Origin of the sequence: Streptomyces sp. NPDC047853 (genome assembly GCF_043204535.1) — a bacterium.
Taxonomy (GTDB): Bacteria; Actinomycetota; Actinomycetes; order Streptomycetales; family Streptomycetaceae; genus Streptomyces.
Map to the genome: position 1 here is coordinate 140,481 of NZ_JBIDCI010000006.1, position 21,043 is coordinate 161,523.

Annotated in this window: 21 protein-coding genes and 3 tRNA genes; 13 read left to right on the forward strand and 11 right to left on the reverse strand. The window is 72.5% G+C overall.

The features are described 5' to 3' along the window. The 3 genes from ACGF5T_RS14160 to ACGF5T_RS14170 all read left to right on the forward strand — a co-directional run. Positions 1 to 163: DUF397 domain-containing protein (locus ACGF5T_RS14160; protein WP_392888048.1), on the forward strand; the 163-nt coding region annotated here is incomplete at its 5' end. Positions 164 to 168: 5 nt separating this feature from the next. After that, positions 169 to 360: a DUF397 domain-containing protein gene (locus ACGF5T_RS14165; protein WP_366767264.1), complete on the forward strand. Its 192-nt coding sequence runs from the start codon at positions 169 to 171 to the stop codon at positions 358 to 360. A gap of 72 nt (positions 361 to 432) precedes the next feature. After that, entirely contained in the window at positions 433 to 1,533 is a 1,101-nt protein-coding gene (locus tag ACGF5T_RS14170; RefSeq protein ID WP_361010926.1) for an LLM class flavin-dependent oxidoreductase, read from the forward strand. Here the strand turns inward: ACGF5T_RS14170 and ACGF5T_RS14175 are convergent. After that, a complete protein-coding gene (locus ACGF5T_RS14175) occupies positions 1,509 to 3,407 on the reverse strand; it encodes an EAL domain-containing protein (RefSeq protein WP_356603744.1) in 1,899 nt (632 codons plus the stop codon). The genes ACGF5T_RS14170 and ACGF5T_RS14175 overlap by 25 nt on opposite strands. A 284-nt stretch (positions 3,408 to 3,691) precedes the next feature. On the opposite strand from ACGF5T_RS14175, the gene ACGF5T_RS14180 reads away from it, so the two are divergent. Continuing rightward, complete coding sequence (locus tag ACGF5T_RS14180) at positions 3,692 to 5,065, forward strand: M6 family metalloprotease domain-containing protein (RefSeq protein WP_366767263.1); 1,374 nt, start codon at positions 3,692 to 3,694, stop codon at positions 5,063 to 5,065. Positions 5,066 to 5,127: 62 nt separating this feature from the next. Here the strand turns inward: ACGF5T_RS14180 and ACGF5T_RS14185 are convergent. From ACGF5T_RS14185 to ACGF5T_RS14210, 6 genes are all read right to left on the reverse strand, one after another. Then, a tRNA-Lys gene (locus tag ACGF5T_RS14185) sits at positions 5,128 to 5,201 on the reverse strand. Next, positions 5,192 to 5,800 carry a bifunctional DNA primase/polymerase gene (locus ACGF5T_RS14190; protein WP_361010933.1) on the reverse strand — a complete coding sequence of 203 codons (609 nt, stop codon included), beginning with the start codon at positions 5,798 to 5,800 and terminating at the stop codon, positions 5,192 to 5,194. The genes ACGF5T_RS14185 and ACGF5T_RS14190 overlap by 10 nt, the downstream gene beginning before the upstream one ends. A 123-nt stretch (positions 5,801 to 5,923) precedes the next feature. After that, positions 5,924 to 6,274 (reverse strand): hypothetical protein, encoded by a 351-nt coding sequence (locus ACGF5T_RS14195; RefSeq protein ID WP_356603750.1) that lies wholly within the window; start codon positions 6,272 to 6,274, stop codon positions 5,924 to 5,926. Positions 6,275 to 6,436: 162 nt separating this feature from the next. After that, positions 6,437 to 7,996: a pectate lyase gene (locus ACGF5T_RS14200; RefSeq protein WP_366767262.1), complete on the reverse strand. Its 1,560-nt coding sequence runs from the start codon at positions 7,994 to 7,996 to the stop codon at positions 6,437 to 6,439. A 439-nt stretch (positions 7,997 to 8,435) separates the two neighbouring features. Further along, positions 8,436 to 9,167: an aspartate/glutamate racemase family protein gene (locus ACGF5T_RS14205; RefSeq protein ID WP_356603753.1), complete on the reverse strand. Its 732-nt coding sequence runs from the start codon at positions 9,165 to 9,167 to the stop codon at positions 8,436 to 8,438. Next, positions 9,164 to 10,009, reverse strand: coding sequence for an aspartate/glutamate racemase family protein (locus ACGF5T_RS14210; RefSeq protein WP_361010941.1), 846 nt, complete (start codon positions 10,007 to 10,009; stop codon positions 9,164 to 9,166). The genes ACGF5T_RS14205 and ACGF5T_RS14210 overlap by 4 nt, the downstream gene beginning before the upstream one ends. Before the next feature lie 188 nt (positions 10,010 to 10,197). Between ACGF5T_RS14210 and ACGF5T_RS14215 the strand changes: the two genes are divergently transcribed. Continuing rightward, positions 10,198 to 11,145 (forward strand): D-2-hydroxyacid dehydrogenase, encoded by a 948-nt coding sequence (locus ACGF5T_RS14215; RefSeq protein WP_366767261.1) that lies wholly within the window; start codon positions 10,198 to 10,200, stop codon positions 11,143 to 11,145. Between the two features lie 22 nt (positions 11,146 to 11,167). Further along, positions 11,168 to 12,562: an amidase gene (locus tag ACGF5T_RS14220; protein WP_356603759.1), complete on the forward strand. Its 1,395-nt coding sequence runs from the start codon at positions 11,168 to 11,170 to the stop codon at positions 12,560 to 12,562. A gap of 12 nt (positions 12,563 to 12,574) precedes the next feature. On the opposite strand, the gene ACGF5T_RS14225 is transcribed toward ACGF5T_RS14220, so the two are convergent. Further along, positions 12,575 to 13,069, reverse strand: a complete 495-nt coding sequence (locus ACGF5T_RS14225) for a DUF3830 family protein (protein ID WP_361010947.1) — start codon at positions 13,067 to 13,069, stop codon at positions 12,575 to 12,577. A gap of 107 nt (positions 13,070 to 13,176) precedes the next feature. On the opposite strand from ACGF5T_RS14225, the gene ehuB reads away from it, so the two are divergent. The 6 genes from ehuB (at position 13,177) to ACGF5T_RS14255 (ending at position 17,387) form a co-directional block, all read left to right on the forward strand. Continuing rightward, the gene (ehuB, locus tag ACGF5T_RS14230) at positions 13,177 to 14,106 is read left to right on the forward strand and encodes an ectoine/hydroxyectoine ABC transporter substrate-binding protein EhuB (RefSeq protein WP_356603763.1); all 930 of its coding nucleotides are present in this window, start codon (positions 13,177 to 13,179) and stop codon (positions 14,104 to 14,106) included. Continuing rightward, positions 14,103 to 14,807, forward strand: coding sequence for an ectoine/hydroxyectoine ABC transporter permease subunit EhuC (ehuC, locus tag ACGF5T_RS14235; RefSeq protein WP_356603765.1), 705 nt, complete (start codon positions 14,103 to 14,105; stop codon positions 14,805 to 14,807). Before ehuB ends, ehuC begins: the two co-directional genes overlap by 4 nt. After that, on the forward strand, positions 14,804 to 15,454 hold the full coding sequence (ehuD, locus tag ACGF5T_RS14240) for an ectoine/hydroxyectoine ABC transporter permease subunit EhuD (RefSeq protein ID WP_356603767.1): 651 nt from the start codon (positions 14,804 to 14,806) through the stop codon (positions 15,452 to 15,454). Before ehuC ends, ehuD begins: the two co-directional genes overlap by 4 nt. Further along, complete coding sequence (gene ehuA, locus ACGF5T_RS14245; RefSeq protein ID WP_361010951.1) at positions 15,444 to 16,229, forward strand: ectoine/hydroxyectoine ABC transporter ATP-binding protein EhuA; 786 nt, start codon at positions 15,444 to 15,446, stop codon at positions 16,227 to 16,229. Before ehuD ends, ehuA begins: the two co-directional genes overlap by 11 nt. Before the next feature lie 205 nt (positions 16,230 to 16,434). Next, positions 16,435 to 17,193: an IclR family transcriptional regulator C-terminal domain-containing protein gene (locus ACGF5T_RS14250; protein ID WP_356603771.1), complete on the forward strand. Its 759-nt coding sequence runs from the start codon at positions 16,435 to 16,437 to the stop codon at positions 17,191 to 17,193. A 120-nt stretch (positions 17,194 to 17,313) separates the two neighbouring features. Further along, positions 17,314 to 17,387: transfer RNA gene (locus tag ACGF5T_RS14255), tRNA-Lys, on the forward strand. 69 nt (positions 17,388 to 17,456) lie between these two features. On the opposite strand, the gene ACGF5T_RS14260 is transcribed toward ACGF5T_RS14255, so the two are convergent. From ACGF5T_RS14260 to ACGF5T_RS14270, 3 genes are all read right to left on the reverse strand, one after another. After that, positions 17,457 to 18,062, reverse strand: coding sequence for a lytic polysaccharide monooxygenase (locus tag ACGF5T_RS14260; RefSeq protein ID WP_356603773.1), 606 nt, complete (start codon positions 18,060 to 18,062; stop codon positions 17,457 to 17,459). Between the two features lie 131 nt (positions 18,063 to 18,193). After that, positions 18,194 to 19,351, reverse strand: coding sequence for an SPFH domain-containing protein (locus ACGF5T_RS14265; protein WP_366767260.1), 1,158 nt, complete (start codon positions 19,349 to 19,351; stop codon positions 18,194 to 18,196). Between the two features lie 59 nt (positions 19,352 to 19,410). Next, complete coding sequence (locus tag ACGF5T_RS14270; protein ID WP_361010958.1) at positions 19,411 to 20,697, reverse strand: peptidoglycan-binding protein; 1,287 nt, start codon at positions 20,695 to 20,697, stop codon at positions 19,411 to 19,413. A 198-nt stretch (positions 20,698 to 20,895) separates the two neighbouring features. Between ACGF5T_RS14270 and ACGF5T_RS14275 the strand changes: the two genes are divergently transcribed. Further along, a tRNA-Lys gene (locus ACGF5T_RS14275) sits at positions 20,896 to 20,969 on the forward strand. Positions 20,970 to 21,043: the final 74 nt, after the last annotated feature.

Here is a 21,043-nt window from a genome sequence, read left to right on the forward strand (position 1 = left end):
CGCCGTCCGCGACTCCAAGGCACCCGCCCGAGCCGTGCTCACCTTCCCCGCCCCCGTCTTCACCGCCTTCCTCCGCACCCTCCGGACCCGCGCCGTAGAAGAAGTGGCCTTCGAGCCCGAACGATCCCGTGAGTTCGTCCACCGGTTGGCGAAGGAGCTGTGACCCCGATGACACGCGGCGCATGGAAGAAGTCGTCCTACTCCGGCAGCGGCGACGGCAACGCCTGCGTAGAGGTCGCCCCCAGCCACCCCCGCACCGCCGTCCGCGACTCCAAGGCACCCGCCCGAGCCGTGCTCACCTTCCCCGCCCCCGTCTTCACCGCCTTCCTCCGCACCCTCCGGACCCGCGCCGGGGAATAACCGGAGACCCCCTCCTGTTAAGTCGCGGAGCGCACCGCGAACGTCGTCACACCACACAGGAGGCACCTCACCATGGCCGCAGACGCCGCAGAGGAGATCCGGGGCACCGCCCACGGCACCGCACCCGTCCCCCTCTCCGTACTGGACCTGGTGACCGTCGGCGCCGGCCGCACCGCCACCGACGCCCTGCGCACCAGCGTGGACATCGCGCGCCTCGCGGAGCACCGCGGCTTCCACCGGTACTGGGTCGCCGAGCACCACTCGATGCCCGGCGTCGCCTCCTCCTCCCCCGCGGTGATCCTCGCCCACCTCGCGGCCCACACCGACCGCATCCGCCTCGGCTCGGGCGGCGTCATGCTGCCGAACCACGCGCCTCTCGTCATCGCGGAGCAGTTCGGGACGCTGGAGGCGATGGCCCCGGGCCGCGTCGACCTCGGGCTCGGCCGCGCCCCCGGCACCGACGGGGCCACCGCCGCCGCCCTGCGCCGCACCGACCGGCTGAACGAGGGCGCCGACGACTTCCCGCAGCAGCTCGCCGAGCTGATCCGGTTCCTGGACGACGACTTCCCGGACGGGCACCCCTACCGCCGTATCCACGCCGTGCCGGGCCCCGTGCAGGCCACGTCGCCCGGGGGCGTGCAGTCGGCGCACCGGCCGCCGGTCTGGCTGCTCGGCTCCTCCGGCTTCAGTGCCCGGCTGGCCGGCACCCTCGGGCTGCCGTTCGCCTTCGCCCACCACTTCTCCGCGCAGAACACCGTCCCGGCGCTGGACCTGTACCGCGAGTCCTTCCGGCCGTCCGCGGTCCTCGACGCGCCCTACGCCCTCATCGGCGTCTCCGCGCTCGCGACCGACGACGAGAAGGAGGCCCGCCGGCAGGTGCTGGCCGCCGCGCTGAACATGGTCCGCCTGCGCACCGGCCGCCCCGGACTCGTGCCGACGCCCGAGGAGGCGGAGGCGTACGACTTCAGCCCGATGGAGGAGGAGTTCGTGCGGTCCTGGAACGCCAACGTCATCCACGGGACCGCCGACGAGGTCCGTGCCGGCCTGGACGACCTGCACAAGCGCACCGGCGCCGACGAGCTGATGCTGACCGCCAACGCCCACGGCGGCGACGTGCGCCTGCGCTCCTACGAGCTGATCGCCGACGCCTACGGTTTGCCGACGCCGGCCTGAACCCCGGCCGCCCCGGGCCCGGCGGAGCCCAGCAGCGCGGAGATACGATCCGGCGCCACCGGTCGGGAGTACAGCCACCCCTGACCGGTGTCGCAGCCGATGCGGCGCAGGCGGGTCGCCTGGTCGGAGGTCTCCACGCACTCGGCGGTGACGGTGAGACCGAGCCGGTGGGCGAGCTGGACCATCGCCTCGACGATGACCTCGTCGGCCGGGTTGGCCGCGGTCGCGTCCACGCCGGCGCCCGGTACCCCGGCACCCTCGGCCCCGTCGTACTGGAAGCCGCGCACGAAGGCGCCGTCCAGTTTCAGGACGGACACCGGCAGCCGGCTGAGGTAGGCGAGGTTGGAGTACCCGGTGCCGAAGTCGTCGATGGCGATGTGGACGCCCATGTCGCTGAGCGCCTTGAGGGCCTGGAGGGGGCGGCCCGCCGACCCCATCACCGCGGACTCGGTCAGCTCCAGCTGGAGCAGGTGGGGAGCCAGGCCCGTCTCCTCCAGGGTCGCCGCGACGTCCGCCACCAGGTCGGAGTCCCAGACCTGGCGGACCGCGACGTTGACGCTGACGAAGATCGGCGGGTCGTCCGGGTGGGCCAGCTGCCAGCGGCGGGCCTGGTGGCAGGCGGTACGCAGGATCCAGCGGCCGAGGGGAACGATCGAACCGTCCTCCTCCGCCAGTGCGATGAACCGATTCGGCGCCAGTACGCCGAACTGAGGATGATTCCAGCGGATGAGCGCCTCGACGCCCCGCACCCGGCCGTCCTCCATGCCGACCAGCGGCTGGTACTCCAGGGCGAACTCGCCTCGTTCGATGGCGGGGCGGAGGGTCGCGGCGAGGGCCTGGCGGGTCATGCGGCTGGCGTTGCGCTCGGGGTCGAAGAGCGTCCAGCGGGCCCGGCCGTCGGCCTTCGCCCAGTACAGGGTCGTGTCGGCGGCCTGCATCAGGGCGGTGGGCGTGGTGCCGGCCGTGTGGCGTTCGACGACGCCGACGGACGCGGTGACCGAGAGCCGCCGGTCGGAGACCTCGAAGGGCGCCTGGAGGGCCGCGAGGACCGACTCGGCCAGGTCGGCGAGCTGGTCGGTTCCCGTGGAGTCCTCCACGAGCAGGGCGAACTCGTCACCGCCGAGCCGGGCCACCAGCGGGGCGCCGGAACGGGCGTGCGCGGCCTCCTCGGCGCAGCGGGTGAGGCGTTCGGCGACGGCGGCCAGCAGCCGGTCGCCGACGCGGTGGCCGAGCGTGTCGTTGACGGCCTTGAAGCCGTCCAGGTCCAGGTAGCACACGCCGATCCGGCCGGTGCCGCCGTGTTCGTAGGACTCGGCCTCCAGCGCGGCCGTCAGACGCTCGAAGAACAGGGCGCGGTTGGGCAGCCGGGTCACCGGGTCGTGCATCTGGAGGTGGCGCAGCCGTTCCTGGAGCTCGCGCCGGGCACTGATGTCGGCGACCGACAGCAGCAGGCCCGGCGCGTCGCCGGAGTCGGCCAGCGGTTCGACCGTCACCTGCGCCCAGAGCGAGCGTCCGTCGGCCCCTTTCAGGCGCCGGGTGCAGCGCAGCCGGGGCCGGTGCCCGCGCAACACCTCGCGGTACGCGTGCCAGGTACCGGCGTCGCAGGCGAGATCGACGAGGTCGGCCGCCGCACGGCCGGCCAGCGCGGCCGGATCAGTACCGAGCAGGGCGCCCAGCGTGTCGTTGGCGCTGACGACCAGGCCCTCGGCGTCGACAACGGCCATGGCCAGGGGCGCCGCCGAGAACGCCGAGCGGTAGGCCGCCGGCTCCGTCTTCGCGCCCGGCGTACGAGGAGACAGGCCTTCATCACTCTCTGTGACGACCGACCGGCCGAGGTCTGCCACGGGCGCCGGCCCTTCGGAGGTTCCGTTCACCGCTCGCTCCCGCAGTGCCTCGATCTCTGTTCGTGCTCTGTTCGTGCAGGAAAGTGTGCCGATCATAGAGGCTGCCACGGGGCCCTTCCAGCCGCCGCCCCACCTTCCCGACCGCCCGACCCCCCTGCCAGATCGTTTCTGCTCACACCTGGACGGGTTCTTTATGCCTCCGACCAGTTGTGACGTTCTGTAAGTGACTCGGGGGTGTCGGTCCGACGACTTCCGGCAGATTTCCGGGCGGCTCACCCATCCGGTGCAGGCGAACAGGTCGTAGTAGGACAATCATGCACAAGCTGGGTGCGGTGTCCCGTCGACCGCGCCCGGAGGTTCATGTGCCGCGCCAGCTCCCCCTGAGGCGACTTCCCCGGGAGGCCCTCGAGGCGCTCGGCGCGGGCCGCCGGGCGGCGGGGCCCCGGTCCCGGCTGCGCAGTACGGCGGCGGTCTGCACGACGATGTCGGCGCTCGCCGCGACGTCCCTGATCACGGCCCCCTCGGTCGCCGAGCCCTTCTCGCCGGAGCCCTGCGCGCTCCAGCGCACGGAGGTGCACCACTCCGAGGGCCTGGACACCTGGAACACCGCCTATCCGCGGCCGGCCCGCGCACTGGACGCGGTGATGGTGTTCCTGTCCTTCCCCGACTCCCAGCCGCTGACGGCGCCGGCCGAACTGGCCGCCGACCACTTCCCGGCCACCACCCGCTTCTTCCAGCACGCCTCCTACGGCAGGTTCACGCTGCGGCCGCATCTGCTGGGCGACTGGATCCCGATGCCGCGCCCGTCGACGGCGTACGCCATACAACGCGACTGGAACCCGCGGCACCGGGCCGCCTACCTGCGCGACGCGATGGCGGTCGCCGACCGGCACGTCGACTTCTCCCGCTACGACATCGTCTACTTCGTCGCCGACCCGGACGCGCCCGGCGTGGACTCCGACGCCACGAAGGTCGTCAACCTGGACACCCCGATGCGGGCGGACGGCACCGACGTCCGGCGAATGGTCACGGTCTTCGAGAACCACCCGCCGGACCGGCTGGTCCTGGCCCACGAGACGGGGCACGTCTTCGACCTGCCCGACCTGTACCACCGGCCGGACGACGGCGAGGGCGACTGGGACACCCACGTCGGCGACTGGGACCTCATGGGCAGCCAGTTCGGACTGGCGCCGGACCTCTTCGGCTGGCACAAGTGGAAGCTGGGCTGGCTGGAGCCCCGGCAGGTGGCCTGCGTACGGGGCAGCGGGCCGACCCGGCTGACGCTGGAGCCGCTGGCGGCGGGTCCGGGCGTGGCGGTGGCGGGCGCCGCCGGGGCACCCGGCTTCGGTCTCGGCCGGGGCACCAAGCTGGCGGTGGTCCGCACCGGGGCGGACAGCGCGCTCGCCTTCGAGGTGCGGGGGCCGGTCGGCAACGACGTCGCCGCGTGCCGGGCGGGGGTGCTGGTGTACCGGGTGCGCAGCGGGGCGGAGTCGGGGGGCGGGCCGATCCAGGTGGTCGACGCCCATCCGGACACCGAGGCCTGCTGGGAGGACTCGGTCTACCCACCGCTGGCCGACGCCCCGGTGGGCCTCGGCGAGAGCTTCACGGTGCCGGGCGACGGCGTACGGGTGGAGGTGGAGGGGCGGACGGCGTCGGGGGCGTGGACGGTGCAGGTCACGCCGGGGTAGCCGGGAGGCTCCGGACATGCGGGAAGGCCCCTCGCCGGAGCGAGGGGCCTTCCCGTTGTCTGTGCGCCGCCAGGGACTCGAACCCCGGACCCGCTGATTAAGAGTCAGCTGCTCTAACCAACTGAGCTAGCGGCGCCTGCTGACGTCGTAGACCTTAGCACCCTGGTCGGCGGAGGGAAAAATCGAAATCCGCACCGCGGCGCGGGCGGCGCGCACGGCCGCCCAGAGCAGGATCTCGGGACCCGGCAGCCACGGCTGCCGGGTGTCCGGAGCCACCAGCCAGCGGGAGCCGGAACGGGCGGGCGGGCCCACCGGCGCCGGCACGGTCACCGCGTCCCCGGCGCCGTGGCACAGCAGCGGCGGCACCGCGCCCGTACGTCCACCCGAGCGGCCCCGCGCGCTCCACTCCTCCCACTCCAGCAGCGACGGCAGCCGCTGGGCCGTACCCGGCGCGGTGAACAGCAGCATCCGGCCCCGGTACTCCGCGACCGGGCCGGATCCCGGGCCCTCGTCCCACATCCGGTCCAGCATCCGGCGCCCGAAGACCGCCGGGGCGCTCACCACGTCGAAGACGGAGCCGCAGGGCAGGACGACCGGGGCCGCGGGCCGCTCCTCCCAGAACGCGAGCGTGCCGCGCGGGTACGCGCCGGTCGAGGCCAGCCAGGCGGCCCCGTCGGCGGTGACGTCCGAGGCGTGGGGGGTGGCGTTGAGGGTGAGGTCGCGTGCGCTGCTCATGCCGACTACATCTACCGGGCGTGAGGGGACCACTCCGCTGGGTTGCGGGAAACCGGGACAGAAGGGAGGGGCGAGGAGTATCTTGCTCACCCGCTTGGCATATGCGGCGGGACTGGGCCCCGGCTAGTCGGGGGCGTCGCCGCCGCGCAGCAGGTCCCGTCCGAACTCCACCATCTTCTTGGCGTAGTCCTCGGTCCATTCGGCGCGTTCGGCGATGTCCGCGGTCGTCAGCCGGTCGAAGCGGCGCGGATCGGCGAGCTGGGCCGCCGCCGTCGCCTGGTACTCCATCGCCCGGTCGGCCGCCGCGCGGAACGCCTGGGTCAGTTCGGTCGCCCGCTCCAGCAGGACCCTGGGGTCGTCGATCGACTCGAGGTCGAAGAAGTGCTCCGGGTCGGCGGACGCCTCCGCCGGCTCGAAGAGCAGGGGCGCGGGGCGTAGCCGCGGTTCGTTCCGACGCGGCGTGGGCTCCGCCATGTCTTCTCCTCCTCGTACGTCACGACGGCCCTCCCCGCACGGGCGGGGGCACCCCGGTGGAGTGGGCCACCGTCCATTGTCCCGCCCCGTGCAAGTAGGCGTCCGGCCCGGCGAAGGGTGCCGGACCGGACGCGGGGTGGGACGGCCGCCGTGCGCCGTGCGCTAGCCGGCGTAGGTCTCGAACTCGGCGACCCGGGGCGAGCCGCTGGAGGCGGTGATCTCCAGGGTGATCTTCTTCAGCGAGGTCGCGGCGAAGCTGCTGACGCCCGCTCCGCTGCCGGAGGCCAGGACCGAGCCGGTGTCGTGGTTGATGATCCGCCAGGAGCGGATGCCGCCCTCGGAGCCCGCCGCCTCGCGGATGACGGCCTTGGCGACGGTGGTGGCGGAGCCCCACTTCACGGAGACGGAGCCGGTGGCGCCGGCCGGGGACCAGTAGGTGCTCGCGTTGCCGTCACGGACGTTGCCGTAGCTGGTCCCGGCGGCCTTGGAGGAGCCGTCGGCGCCGGCCCCGAGGCTGAGGTTGGTCCCGGTGGGCGGGTCGGTGGGGTCGGGGTCGGTCGGGGTCGGGTCCGGGTCGGTGGGTCCCGGGTCGGTCGGGGTCGGGTCCGGGTTCTGCGGCGTGCAGCTGCCGTCCGACACCTTGAGGCCCTTGTTCGCGCCCGCCGTCTGGCTCACCACGTTCGGCACGCAGGTGGCCGCGTCCAGGCTGTAGGCGTACGGGATGCTGACGCTGGTGTTGGACTGCGGGTTCGGCCCGGCGGGGTTGTGGTCCCCGCTCCGCGCGGACCAGGTCACGTTGTCGAAGATGTTGCCGCTGACCTGCCAGTAGCCGGCCGCGTCGGTGTAGAAGGTGCCGAGGACGTCCTTGGAGTCCTCGAAGTAGTTGTTGTCGACCTTGGCCTTGGCGCCCGCCCGGGAGTTGATGCCCGACTCGTTGAGGCTCACGTAGTGGTTGTTGTAGACGTGGGCGATGCCGCCGCGCAGCAGGGGCGCGCGGGAGTCGATGTTCTCGTACTTGTTGTGGTGGAAGGTGACGAAGCCGTTCGACACGTCGCTCTCGCTGGAGCCGATGAGGCCGCCGCGGCCGGAGTTGCGCAGGACGCTGTAGGACAGGGTGACGTACTTGGTGTCGTCCTTCATGTCGAAGAGGCCGTCGTAGCCCTCCGACTCCCCGCCCGAGGCCTCCAGGGTGGTGTGGTCGACCCAGACGTTGCGGACACCGCTCTCCATGCCGATGGCGTCGCCGCCGTTGGAGGTGGGCGAGCCCGACTTCTTGACGTTCCGGACCGTCACGTTCTGGATGATGATGTTGCTGGAGTCCCGGATGTGGATGCCCAGTTGGTCGAAGACCGCGCCGCTGCCCACGCCGACGATCGTGACGTTGCTGATCTGCTTGAGTTCGATCACGCCGGCGGCGGTACTGCAACTGCCGCCGGAGACCTTCGCGGTGTTGCCGTGGTTGATGGTCCCCTCGACCTGGATGACGATCGGGGTGCTGCTGCTGGCCCGGCCGCACAGGGCCTGGTGGATCGCGGTGCCGGTGGTGGCCCGGACCGTCTGCCCGCCCGCACCGCCGGTCGTACCGCCGTTCTGCGTGGCGTAGCCGGTCGCACCGGTGGCGGCCGACGCCTCCTGGGGCATCGACAGCACCACGCCGGTCGCCGCGGCCACGGCCAGGGTGGCCAGCGCCGCGTTGAGTCGCAGGGTGACTGCTCGTCTCATCCTCGGTATCCCCTATCGCCTTCACATGCCGGAACGAACAGCCTGTCGTGATCATGTCAACACAGCAGGCGAGAAAGCGCTTTCTCGGCGTGAATATAGGGGCCTCTCCAGGGGCTGACAAGAGATCTGACGCGTTCACGCTGACAACTGTCGTACAGCGGGATGAACGCGAGGTGCACTCGGTATCCCGCACGAGGTGCGCTCGGCGTCCCGCGCGACAGCCTCGATGTGCATGTCCGCGGATGCTGCGGTACGATCATCCTGCAAGGTCACAGGGGGTCAAATCCCGGAGACCGGCAGTGCGTTGGTGGTCCAAGGAAAGACGCCCCACTTCCCGTGGGGAAATGCAGGTGCAAGGCCTGCCCAGCGCTCCACGAGAAGCCCGGTCCCGCTCCAGCGGGACCGGGCTTCTTCCGTTGCCCCGGGGTCGGGCCCGGCCTCAGGCCTGGACCACCGGCTCCCGGGTGAACAGCGCGCCCAGTTCCGGCGCGTTGACCCTGCGGTCGGCCAGGCGCAGGCCCTCCCAGACGGTGACCTGGTTGGCCGTGAGGACCGGCTTGCCCAGCTCCTTCTCCAGGGCCGGGATGTGCGCGGCCGTGTGCAGGGCGGTGTCCGGCAGGAGGACCGCCTCCGCGTCCGGGCGGTCGGCGGCGCGGGCCAGGGCCAGCACCTGGGCCTCCGTCCAGGTGCCGACCTCCGCCGCCGTGATGACGCCCGAGCCGACGACGTCGACCGCCTCGATGCCGGCGGCGCTCAGGAAGTCCGCGAAGAGCCGCGCCACGTCGTCGGGGTAGGTCGCCCCGATCGCCACCCGCCGCGCCCCGATCTCCCGCGCCGCGTGCACGAAGGCGAAGGAGGTGGAGGAGGCCGGGAGGCCCGCCGCCCGGGCCAGGGTGCGCACCTGCTCGTGGGCGCCCTCCCAGCCGTGCACGAAGCTCCCGCTGGTGCAGGCCCACACCACGGCGTCGGCACCGGCCAGCCGCAGCTCCGCCACGCCCGCCTCCAGGCGCTGCGGTGAGCCCATCTCCAGCAGCGCGTCCACCCGGTGCGCGTCCTCGCCGATGTCCGTGTGCACCAGGTCCACCCGGATGTCGCTGCCCAGGAGCTGCTCGATGCGTGGGTAGTCCTCCTCACCGGAGTGGCCCGGGTACAGGAATCCCAGTGCTGTCATGTCCACCCTTCCTGCTGCTGTTCCGTGTCCGGGCCGTCACCGACGCCCGGCATGTCCGCCACTGCGGGACCGGCCGGCCCCGGCACCACGGGGCCGGTGCGCGCCGACGGGTCGGTCAGCGCCTGATACGGCCCCACGGCACGGGTACCCAGCCGGCGCAGCGCCGCCCACATCGTCACTTGGTTGGCCGAGATCACCGGGATGCGCAGCTCGGCCTCCAGCTGCGGGATGACGTCGTAGGTCGGCAGGTTGGTGCAGGAGATGAACAGGGCGTCCGCGGCCCCCGCGCGCGGCACCGCCCGGCGGGCCATGGCGGCCACGTCGCGGTAGGGGACCTTCCAGATGTGCCGGGTCAGCCCCATGAAGGCGCGGCCGGTGACGGTGACACCGGCCTCGGCGACGTACTCCTCCAGCGCCCGGGTCACCGACACGGTGTACGGCGTCACCAGCGCGACCCGGCGCACGCCCAGCTCGGTCAGCGCGTCCAGTAACGCGCCCGAGGTGGTCACGGACGGGACCGCGCCCGCCCAGGTCATCGCCTCGCACATGGCGCGCTCGCCGGCCATGCCGCCGACGAAGCTGCCCGAGGTGCAGGCGTAGGCGACGACCTCGGGGGTTATGGCGTTCAGGGTGCGCACCGCCTCGCCCAGCGTCTCGTGCTCGCTCACCAGCCGGGCCAGGTCCAGGCTGACCTCGACGGGCACGAAGGGGGTCCGCGTCATGTGCAGCGAGATGTCGTCGGGCACCCAGCGCCACAGTTCGCGGTCGAGCGCGAAGTCGAACGGGGCGACCACGCCGACCCCGCGCTGCGGAGCCGGTCCGCCGAGAAAGGAGATGTCCATGGCACGCACCGACCTCACGCTGAGAGAGGGGAGGACAACGCACCGTACGCACGGCCGTGTTGACGAAGGTAGGTTCCGGTGCGAGCGTGGTCAATCCGCCCGCGTCACTCGCAGGTCAACAGCCGGTTAACTCCTTCGCAAACCACCCGCCGCGCCCCCGCGCGCACGCCCCGGAGACACGCCTGCCGATGAGCACGCCCACCCTTCTCGTCCTGGACGCCGAGCCCCTCCCCCGGCTCGGCCGGCTGACCGGCCGGGCCCGGATCGAGCACACCGACGAGGCGCACCTCGCCGCGCGGCTGCCGTTCGCCGACGTGCTGCTGGTCTGGGACTTCGCCTCGCACGCCGTGCGCCGGGCCTGGCCGGGCGACGGCCCGCGTCCGCGCTGGGTGCACACGGCGAGCGCGGGAGTGGACCACCTGATGTGCCCCGAACTGGCCGCGTCGGACACGGTGGTGACCAACGCGCGCGGTGTCTTCGACCAGCCGATCGCCGAGTACGTCGCCGCGCTCGTCCTGGCGATGGCCAAGGACCTGCCGACGACGTTGCGGTTGCAGGGCGAACGGACCTGGCGGCACCGCGAGTCGCTGCGGGTGGCCGGGACGCGGGCGTGCGTGGTCGGCTCGGGGCCGATCGGCCGGGCGATCGCGCGCACGCTCAAGGCGCTCGGCGTGACGACCGCGGTGGTCGGCCGCACCGCCCGCACCGGCGTCCACGGACCGCAGGACCTGGACCGGCTGCTGGCCCGCGCCGACTGGGTGGTGGCGGCGGCGCCCCTCACGGACGACACCCGCGGCATGTTCGACGCCCGGCGGTTCGGGGTGATGCAGCCCTCCGCGCGGTTCGTGAACGTGGGCCGGGGCCAGCTGGTCGTCGAGGACGACCTGGCCGCGGCGCTGACCGGGCGCTGGATCGCGGGCGCCGCCCTGGACGTGCTGAGCCACGAGCCCCTGGCGGCCGACAGTCCGCTCTGGGAGGTGCCCGACCTGATCGTCTCGCCGCACATGAGCGGGGACACGGTCGGCTGGCGGGACGAACTCGGGGCTCAGTTCGTGGAGTTGTTCGAGAGCTGGGCGGCCGGCGGGCCGCTTTCGAACGTGGTCGACAAGAAGCGTGGATACGTGCCCGGACACTGACGTTCCTGGAAGCGGAGGGTGCATGACCGACCTCACCGAGCTGACCGCGGTCCAGCTCCTCGACGGTTACCGCAGGGGCGGGTTCAGCCCGGTCGAGGTGGCCCGGGCGGTCCTGGAGCGGGCCGAGCGGATCCAGCCGGCCGTCAACGCCTTCGTCCGGCTGACCGGCGAGGAGGCGCTCGACGCGGCCCGGCGGTCCGAGGAGCGGTGGCTGCGCGGGGAGCCGTGCGGGCGGCTGGACGGCGTGCCGGTGACGGTGAAGGACATCCTGCTGATGCGCGGGCACCCGACGCTGCGCGGCTCCCGGGCCGTCTCCCCGCAGGGGCCGTGGGACGAGGACGCGCCCTCGGTCGCCCGGTTGCGCGAGCACGGCGCCGTGTTCGTGGGCAAGACGACGACGCCCGAGTACGGCTGGAAGGGCGTCACCGACTCGCCCCTGTCGGGTGTCACCCGCAACCCGCACGACCCCGCGCGCACCGCGGGCGGTTCCAGCGGGGGCGCGGCGGCGGCCGTGGCGCTGGGCGCGGGGCCGCTGGCGCTCGGCACGGACGGCGGGGGCAGTGTGCGCATCCCGGCCTCCTTCTGCGGCGTCTTCGGCCTGAAACCGACGTACGGCCGGGTGCCGCTCTATCCGGCGAGCGCCTTCGGCACCCTCGCGCACGTGGGTCCGATGACACGGGACGCGGCGGACGCGGCGCTGATGCTGGACGTCGTCGGCGTCCCGGACGCCCGGGACTGGTCGGCGCTGGGCCCGGCGCCGGGCTCGTACTCCGAGGCCCTGGCGGGCGGGGTGCGGGGCCTGCGGGTGGCGTACTCGCCCACGCTCGGCGGGCAGGTGGCGGTGCGCCCGGCGGTGGCGTCGGCGGTGCGGCGCGGGGTGGAGCGGCTGGCGGAGCTGGGCGCGTACGTGACGGAGGCGGACCCGGACTTCGCGGACCCGGTGGAGGCCTTCCACACGCTGTGGTTCAGCGGGGCGGCGCGCGTGGTGCAGCACCTGCGGGCGGGGCAGCGGGAGGTGCTCGACCCGGGGCTGCGGGAGATCGTCGGCGCGGGTGCGCGGTACTCGGCGCTGGAGTACCTGGCCGCGGTGGACGTCCGGATGGAGCTGGGCCGGCGGATGGGCCGGTTCCACGAGGCGTACGACCTGCTGGTCACGCCGACGCTGCCGATCACGGCGTTCGAGGCGGGCGTCGAGGTGCCCAAGGGCTCGGGGCACCGTCGGTGGACCGGCTGGACGCCCTTCACCCACCCGTTCAACCTGACCCAGCAGCCGGCGGCGACCGTGCCGGTCGGCAGCGACGGGGACGGCCTGCCGATCGGCCTCCAGCTCGTGGCGGCCCGCCACCGGGACGACCTGGTCCTGCGGGCCGCGCACGCGCTGTACGGAACGGGTACCGGGTCCGCGGCGGTGGGGTAGGCCGGGGCGGGCCTAGGCCCGCCGGAAGCTGAGCGTCTCCCCCGCCGCTCCCGTGCGCCAGAGGTCGTTGCAGGCCTCGGCCATCGCGTCCAGGCCCTCGGTGATCCGGCCCCAGACGGTGCCGGGGACCCAGCCGACGTCGCCGTTGAGCAGCAGGTTGTTGCGCTCGTAGAAGAGGGCGAGGTCGACGAGGGTGGTGTCCGGCCGCACCTCGCGGTCGTAGCCGTACGCCTTGGTGCCCAGCTCGGCGCCCGCGAAGGCGAAATAGCACAGATCGCCTGGAATGGGCGTCACGGTCGGATTCTCCAGCGGTGGTTCGGATGCCGCGAAGGGCGGGAAGAGGGCGTAGATCTCGTTGCGCGCGTATTTGGCGTGGTACACGTCGCCGCCGAGGGGGAGCGCGTTCCAGACGGCCGCGCAGGTGAGCGGGGCCCGGTCGTCGAGCAGTTGGGCCGTGCACGTGATTCCGCGTGTGACCAGCGAGACTTCGATGTAGCGATCAGCCATGCCCTCCATGGCAGTGCCCGGCGCGGCCCCGGTCAAGGGTGCCCTGCCGTCGTACCGGACCGAAAAACATCGGCATAAGACGGCCGGGTTCGGGTAGCTGCGCGCCCATGGCTCCACCACACAGAACCCCTCCATGGGGTATATCCGTCCCACGGTCCAGGTCAGCCGGGCCCACTCGCCGGTCGCTGCTCGCGGGGGTCGCGGCGCTCGGCGCACTGGGAGCCGCCGGCTGCTCCCGGGTGGCCACCGCCTCCGACGTGGAGGGCGGTGACCTCCTCGACCGGCTCAGGGCGCAGGGCGTGGCCCGGCTCGGCATCGCGGGCGAGGTCCCCTTCGGGTACATCGACCGGAACGGTGAGCTGACCGGCGAGGCGCCGGAACTGGCGAAGGTCATCTTCAAGCGGCTCGGGGTGGACCGGGTGCAGCCCGTGCCGACGGAGTTCGGCTCCCTCATCCCGGGGCTGGCGTCGCAGCAGTTCGACGTCGTCGCGGCGGGGATGTACATCAACCCGGACCGCTGCGCGCAGGTCATCTTCTCCGACCCGGACTACCAGATGCTCGACTCCTTCATCGTGCGCAAGGGCAACCCCCTGGACCTGCACGACTACAAGGACGTCGTGGCGAAGAAGGCCAAGTTCGCGACCGGGACCGGCTACGCCGAGATCGCCTACGCGGTGGAGGCCGGGTACAAGGAGAGCGACATCCTCATCGTCCCCGACCAGGTCGCCGGCCTGAACGCCGTCGAGGCCGGGCGGGTGGACGTGTTCGCGGGTACGGCGCTGACCGTCCGCGAGGTGGTCAAGAAGTCCGGGAAGACCGAGGCGACGCAGGCCTTCCAGCCGATCGTCGACGGGAAGCCGCACACCGACGGCGGTGGTTTCGCCTTCCGCCCGACCGAGACCAACCTGCGGGACGCCTTCAACGTCGAGCTGCAGAAGCTCAAGAAGAGCGGCGAGCTGCTCCGCATCCTCAAGCCCTTCGGTTTCACCGAGGACGAGATGACGGATCTGACCGCGAAGGAGCTGTGCGGCGGATGACATCCGGACTGTGGGAACTGGTACTCCAGGGCGTCTGGGTCACGGTCCAGCTGCTCTTCTTCAGCTCGCTGCTGGCGACGGCCGTCTCCTTCGTGGTCGGCGTCGGGCGCACCCACCGGCTGTGGATCGTCCGCTTCCTGGCGGGCTTCTACACCGAGGTGTTCCGCGGCACCTCCGCGCTGGTGATGATCTTCTGGGTCTTCTTCGTGCTGCCGCCGGCATTCGGCTGGCAGCTGGTGCCGATGTGGGCGGGGACCCTGGCGCTGGGCCTGACCTACGGGGCGTACGGCTCCGAGATCGTGCGCGGCGCGCTCGCCGCGGTCGACCCGGCGCAGAAGGAGGGCGGCATCGCGCTCAGCTTCACGCCCTGGCAGCGGATGCGGCTGATCCTGCTGCCGCAGGCGGTGCCGGAGATGATCCCGCCCTTCTCCAACCTGCTGATCGAGCTGCTCAAGGGCACCGCGCTGGTGTCGATCATGGGCATGGGTGACCTGGCCTTCAGCGGCAACCTGGTGCGCCTGGCGCTCCAGGAGAGCGCGGAGATCTACACGTACGTCCTGCTGATCTACTTCGTGATCGCGTTCCTGCTGACCCGGGTGATGCGCGGTCTGGAGAAGAAGCTGAAGGCGGGCGTCGGCAAGGCGGCACCCGAGCGGAAGGCCGCCGCCGCCGAGCCGGCCGGGATCGGGGGTGTCCGATGAACTGGGACTGGAGCGCGGTCTCCGACTTCATGCCGCACTTCTGGGACGGGCTGCTGGTCACCCTGCAGATCCTGGTCCTCGGCTCGCTGGTCTCCTTCGTCCTCGGCCTGGTGTGGGCCCTGCTGATGCGGGTGCCGAGCCGCTTCGTGACCTGGCCGGTCGGCGTGGTGACCGAGTTCGTGCGGAACACCCCGCTGCTGGTGCAGCTGTTCTTCCTCTTCTACGTGCTGCCCGAGTGGGGGGTGACCGCCTCGGCGCTCACCACCGGCGTGATCGCCATCGGCCTGCACTACTCGACGTACACGATGCAGGTCTACCGGGCCGGCATCGAGGCGGTGCCGGTCGGCCAGTGGGAGGCCGCGACGGCGCTGAACCTGCCGGTGGGGCGGACCTGGACGGCCGTGATCCTGCCGCAGGCGATCCGCCGGGTGGTCCCCGCCCTCGGCAACTACGTGATCTCCATGCTGAAGGACACGCCGCTGCTGATGGCGATCACGGTGCTGGAGATGCTCGGCGAGGCGCGGCTGTTCTCGCAGCAGAACTTCCAGTTCACCGAGCCCCTGACGGTGATCGGCGTGGCCTTCATCGTCATCTCCTACCTGGCCTCCCTTGCCCTGCGAGCCCTGGAGCGACGCCTTGCCCACTGACACCCTCCCCCATCCCGAGAAGAGCCCCGAGCGCAGCTCCGGCGAGCTGATACGCCTGGAGCAGGTGACCAAGCGGTTCGGGGACAACACCGTCCTGGACCACCTGGACTTCTCCGTCGACGCCGGCAAGCACGTCACCCTGATCGGCCCCTCCGGGTCGGGCAAGACGACGATCCTCAGGCTGCTGATGACGCTGCTCAAGCCCGACGAGGGCACGATCACCGTGGACGGGCAGAAGCTCTTCCCGGCGAGCGAGAAGGAGCGGCGGGAGGTCCGCAAGCAGATCGGGATGGTCTTCCAGCAGTTCAACCTGTTCCCGAACATGAGCGTGCTGCGCAACATCACCGAGGCTCCGGTCACGGTCCTCGGCCTGTCCAAGGACGAGGCGGTGGAGCGGGCCAAGGGCCTGCTCGACATGGTGGGCCTGGCCGACAAGTGCGACGCGCGCCCGGCCCAGCTCTCCGGCGGCCAGCAGCAGCGGGTGGCGATCGCCCGGGCGCTGGCGATGCGGCCCAAGGTGCTCCTCCTCGACGAGGTGACCTCCGCGCTCGACCCGGAGCTGGTCGCGGGCGTCCTCGACCTGCTGCGGGACATCGCCCGCAGCACCGACATCACCATGCTCTGCGTGACCCACGAGATGAACTTCGCCCGGGACATCTCGGACCAGGTCCTGATGTTCGACTCCGGCCGGGTCATCGAGTCCGGCCCGCCGGAGAAGATCTTCAGCGAGCCGGAGCACGACCGGACCCGGGAATTCCTCAGCGCGGTGCTGTGACCCCACAGCGCTCCCGCCCCAACGCCCGAGGTCGGGGCGTTGGGGCATTCCCTTGGCATGTGCCAGCGGGCCGGTGTGCTGGTCGAGGACGGTGGAAATAGGCCAACACCCCGTCCCTACCGGCCTCTTGGCGGCTATCGTGGAGGGGATCCACTGTCCGGATCGGGGGGCAGGGGCCAACGAGCTAGCGCAGGGGGAGACCACCGTGGCGCTGCAGCACCAGCCGACCGCGCCGCTCCACTCGGCCCAGGACGCCCTGCGCGTCCTGGAGACGGTGGCGCGGTACACCGCCGGAGTCACCGACATCCAACTCGCCCGCGACACCGGGCTCGACCGGGAGCGGCTGGCCGTCCTCCTGCGCATGCTGCGCCGCGAGAGCTACGTCGAGCAGACCACCGACGGCTCGTACGTCACCGGAGAGGCCCTGGACCGCCTGGGCGCCGCCCGCGGCCGCGAGGAGGCCGTGCGCGAGCAGCTCCAGCGCACCCTGGACCGGCTGCGCGACTCGGTGGGCGCCGCCGTCTACATCAGCCGCTACGTGGACGGCGAGGTCAGCGTCACCCAGTACGCCGACGGCCCGGCCACGCCCAAGGTGAACGAGTGGGTGGACTTCCGCGTCTCGGCGCACGCCACCGCGGTCGGCAAGAGCCTGCTCACCCAGCTGGACCACGCCGGGCGCCGCGACCACCTGGCCCGGCACAAGATGGCCCGGCTGACCTCGCGCACCATCACCAGCGACAAGCTGCTGCTGTCCCGGCTGGAGTCCCAGCCGCCCACCGTCCCGGTCCTCGACCTCCAGGAGTACGCGGTGGGCACGGTCTGCGCGGCCGTCCCGATCACGGCCGGTTCCGCCGTGGGCTGCCTCGCGCTGTCCCTCCCGGTCGAGCACGCCCACCGGCTGCGCCGCGCCGCCGACGAGCTGAACCGCAACGCCGCGGGGGTGCTGCTCTCGCTGGCGATCTAGCCGCGAAGGGCAGCCCGGGGAGGTGGCCGGGAGGTGGCCGGGGGGTGGTCGGGAGCACCCCCGGGGACCAGGTAGTATTTTCGTCGTCGCCGACCGCGGAAAGCGGACGGCGGGAGTCATGCGCCGCTAGCTCAGTTGGTTAGAGCAGCTGACTCTTAATCAGCGGGTCCGGGGTTCGAGTCCCTGGCGGCGCACCGAAGGAAGGCCCCCTCGCCCAGGCGAGGGGGCCTTCCGCGTTGCCGGGTCGTGCCGGACCGGCTCGGTCAGAAGGTCACGTCCGAGCACGCGTAGAACGCGTTGGCCGTGTCGGCGACCGTCCACACCGCGACGATCACGTGGCGCCCGCTCAGCCCGGACGGCAGCGTGCCGCTGTGGGAGAGGGTGGCCGGCGGCTGCTTGCCGCCGTAGGGCACCGTGAAGAACGGCGTGAGGTTGAGGTCGGACCGGGACAGGTTGTGGTTCTGGTTCCAGCCCGGCTTGGTGACGTAGTACCGGAAGTCGGTCGTGGCGTGCCGCGCGGTGAACTGCCAGCGGAAGCTGTAGCTCTGCCCGCCGTTCACCTTCGTGGCCGGCCACGCCTGACCGTTGGGTTGCTTGGAGCTGTCGAGCGGGGCGAAGGGGCCGTTGCCCGCGGAACATATCTTGCCGTCGGCCGGCCCGCCCGCCGGGAACCCCTTGGGGCCCTCGACGCTCTGCGGCTCCCACTGGATGGAGCCGCAGCCGCTGACGGTGCCGTTCTGGCACACCTTCTGCCGGCTGACCGGCAGGTCGGTGTACCCGTGGCCACTGGCGCCGCCGGACGAGAGCACTAGGGCTCCGGTGGTCGCCATGCCCACCGCGGCTGCGTACAACTTGGTCCTGGTGCGCATACTGCTGCTCCTGTGACGTGGGGGAGGATCAGTGAGCCTTGCAGGTCTAGACCAAGTCCCAGATTATGACCGCGAGTTGAACATGTCCATACCAATCGCGGAACCCGCTCGACAGCCGGTTCCCGGCCTCTTCAGGACCGCGTGTCCCCCCGTCCGGCGCAGAACGCCACCGTCAGGTCCTTCACCAGCGCCTTCCGCTCGTAGTCGTCCAGCTCGACCAGTCCCCGCACGGTCAGCCGGGTCACCGTGTCCTCCACCGAGTCCACGACCGAGGTGAGCACGCTCGCCCGCTGCGCCGCGTCCAGGGCCGCGATCCGGCGCCGGTGCATCGCGGCGGCGACCTCGGGGGCGTACTCCACCCGGACCGGCCGCACCGAGAAGACCTCCAGCCCGACCGGCGCCGCGTCCGCGGCCACCAGCCGGGTCAGCGTCTCGCCCGCCACGTCGGCCGCCCCGCGGACCGTGCCGAGCGGCTCCACCGGAACCCTGGCCAGCGCCGCCTCGACGCACTCCCGCAGATACGTCTCGTGGTCCTCGACGCCCAGCGTGGCCCGCGCGGTGTCCCGCACCTTCCACACCACCAGCGTCACGACCCTGAGGGCGACCCCGTTGCCGTCGGCCGCGGGCATCGGCTCGCTGCGCCAGTGCCGCAGCCGGACGTCGACCCGGCGCCGCAGCAGCAGCGGGTTGACCCACATCAGGCCGGTGCGCCGGACGGTCCCCCGGTAGCGGCCGAACAGGCCGAGCACCCACGCCCGTCCGGTCCGGCCGCGGGCCAGCCCGCCGAAACCGAACAGCCCCAGCGCCCCGGCGGCCGCGTACGCCGCCCACTGCGCGGGCCCGAGCCCGGCACCCGCGTACGCCGGCAGCGCCAGCGCCTCCGCCGCGAGCGGCGGGACGACCCCCGCCCACCAGGTGGTGACCCCGCAGCCCGCCGCCCCGCAGACCCCGGCGGCCACGCCCGCCGCACCGGGCAGCACCCGGGCCGGACGCTCCGTCAGCTCCGGATCGACGCTCGCCACCGGGCTCGGCCGCGCGGCGACGGGGCGGCGCGCCCTCGGCTGCTCCCCCCTGCCCTGCCGGCGGGCGACCACCGCGGGAGGCAGCGCCACCGGCGCCGGATCGGGGTCGTCGCGGAACAGCAGGTGGACGGGGATCTCGGTGGTGGCCTCGTTGTGGATGAGCCGGGCGGGCCGGGGGCCGGCCTCCGCGGGCGTCCCTTCGGCGGTCAAGGGCCCCGAGGGAGCCGGCGGCCTGATGTCCGGGTTCGTGGAAGAGGTCGTACTCATGCGTGCTCCAGCCTCCGCGCCAGATGCGTCATGAACGGGTGATCACCGCGGGCGGACGGTCAGGAGAAGAGCCGCCGCCAGGTCTCCGGGCCCGGGTAGCCGTCCGCCGCGCCACCGCGCCACCCCTGCACGCGCTGGAAGGCCTCGACTGCCCGCCGGTCCGCCTCGCCCCAGCGCGGCCCCGGTCCGGTCGTGTAGTGCCGGCCGAACCCCTTGGCCACCAGCTGCCTGCCGAGGCGGGTGACGTACGGGTTCTCGGCGCCCGGGCGGAACATCGCCCGGCCCGGATAGCCGGCCACCCCGTGCGAGGCGGGGCCGGCCGACGGGGCTCCGACGTCCTTGCCCCCGCCGGAGGTCAGCAGCCGCCAGGTGCCCGGGCCGGGCAGCCCGTCGGCGTCCCCACCCCGCCAGCCCTGGGCGAGCTGGAACGCCTCGGTCGCCCTGCGGTCCGCCTCCGACCAGCGGGGCCCGGGCCCGGACGTGTAGAAGCGGCCGGCACCACGGGCCGTGAGCATCCGGCCCAGCTCGGTGACGTGCCCGTTGTTCGCGCCGGGACCGAAGGCGGCCGCCCCCGGGTAGGCGGTGGCGGCCGGCGCCCCGCTCGCGGCGCTCGCCGTGACCCCCTTGTAGCGGTAGGGCAGGTACTTGGCCGAGTTGCTCCAGTACGCGTAGGGCGTGGCGAGCTTCCGGGCGTGCGGCGGGGTCTGCTCGTAGGCCGTGTAGGCGGTGCGCGTGGAGTCCGTCCAGCCGCCGAAGATCACCACGTGGGAGCCTTTCTGCGGGTCCGCCGCGTTGTGGAAGAGCAGGATGTCGCCGGGCTGGAGTTCTTCCTTGGTGATGCGGTCGGCGAAGGTGCCGAGGCTCCCGGTCCATTCGTTCGTGGGCAGCTTCCAGGCCATCGAGACGTAGCCCGAGCAGTCCTGCCGGTAACCGTCGGACCAGTAGGCGGTCATGCTGTAGGGCACCTTCGCGGCGACCCAGGTCTTGGCCCGTTCGATGATCTCCGTACGGGTGATCGCGGCCGGTTCGGCGCCGGCCGGGGGGACCGCCGGCGTACCGGTCGGGCCGTGCAGCGGAGCCCGCGGGCCCTGCGGGGTGTCGGGCTCCTCACCTGCGGGGACGCCCGGCAGGTGGGAGGCGTGGACGGTGGTCGGGGCCGCCGCGGCCTGACCCGCGCCCAGGGCGCCGGTGGCGGCGGCCGTGGCCACGATCAGCGTGCGGTGGGCGGCCGGAAGGGCCGGGGCGCGGCCGGCGGGGGAACGCGGCGGCACCCGGCGCCGGTGGCGGCAGCCGGGGCAGTCGCAGTCGCGCGCGGGATCGACGTCCTCGAACACGGGAGCCTCCATGCGATTCCCCTCACACTCCCGGTGACGTGGTCCGCGGCGGTGCACATCGGTACATGTCGGTAAGTTTCTCAACTGACCCCGCTGTGCGCATGTTGACGGTCCGAATGATGTACCCGGGCCCCGGGCACGCCCCGCGGGCCGCCTCCCGGCCGGTCCGGAGCACCGGTCGGCATCGGGTAGAGTTGTGCAGGTCAGCAGGCGCCGCTAGCTCAGTTGGTTAGAGCAGCTGACTCTTAATCAGCGGGTCCGGGGTTCGAGTCCCTGGCGGCGCACCGACGGTCGAAGGCCCCTCGTAGCACACGGGGGGCCTTCGGCGTACCCGGACCGCGAGCACCTTGCGATCATG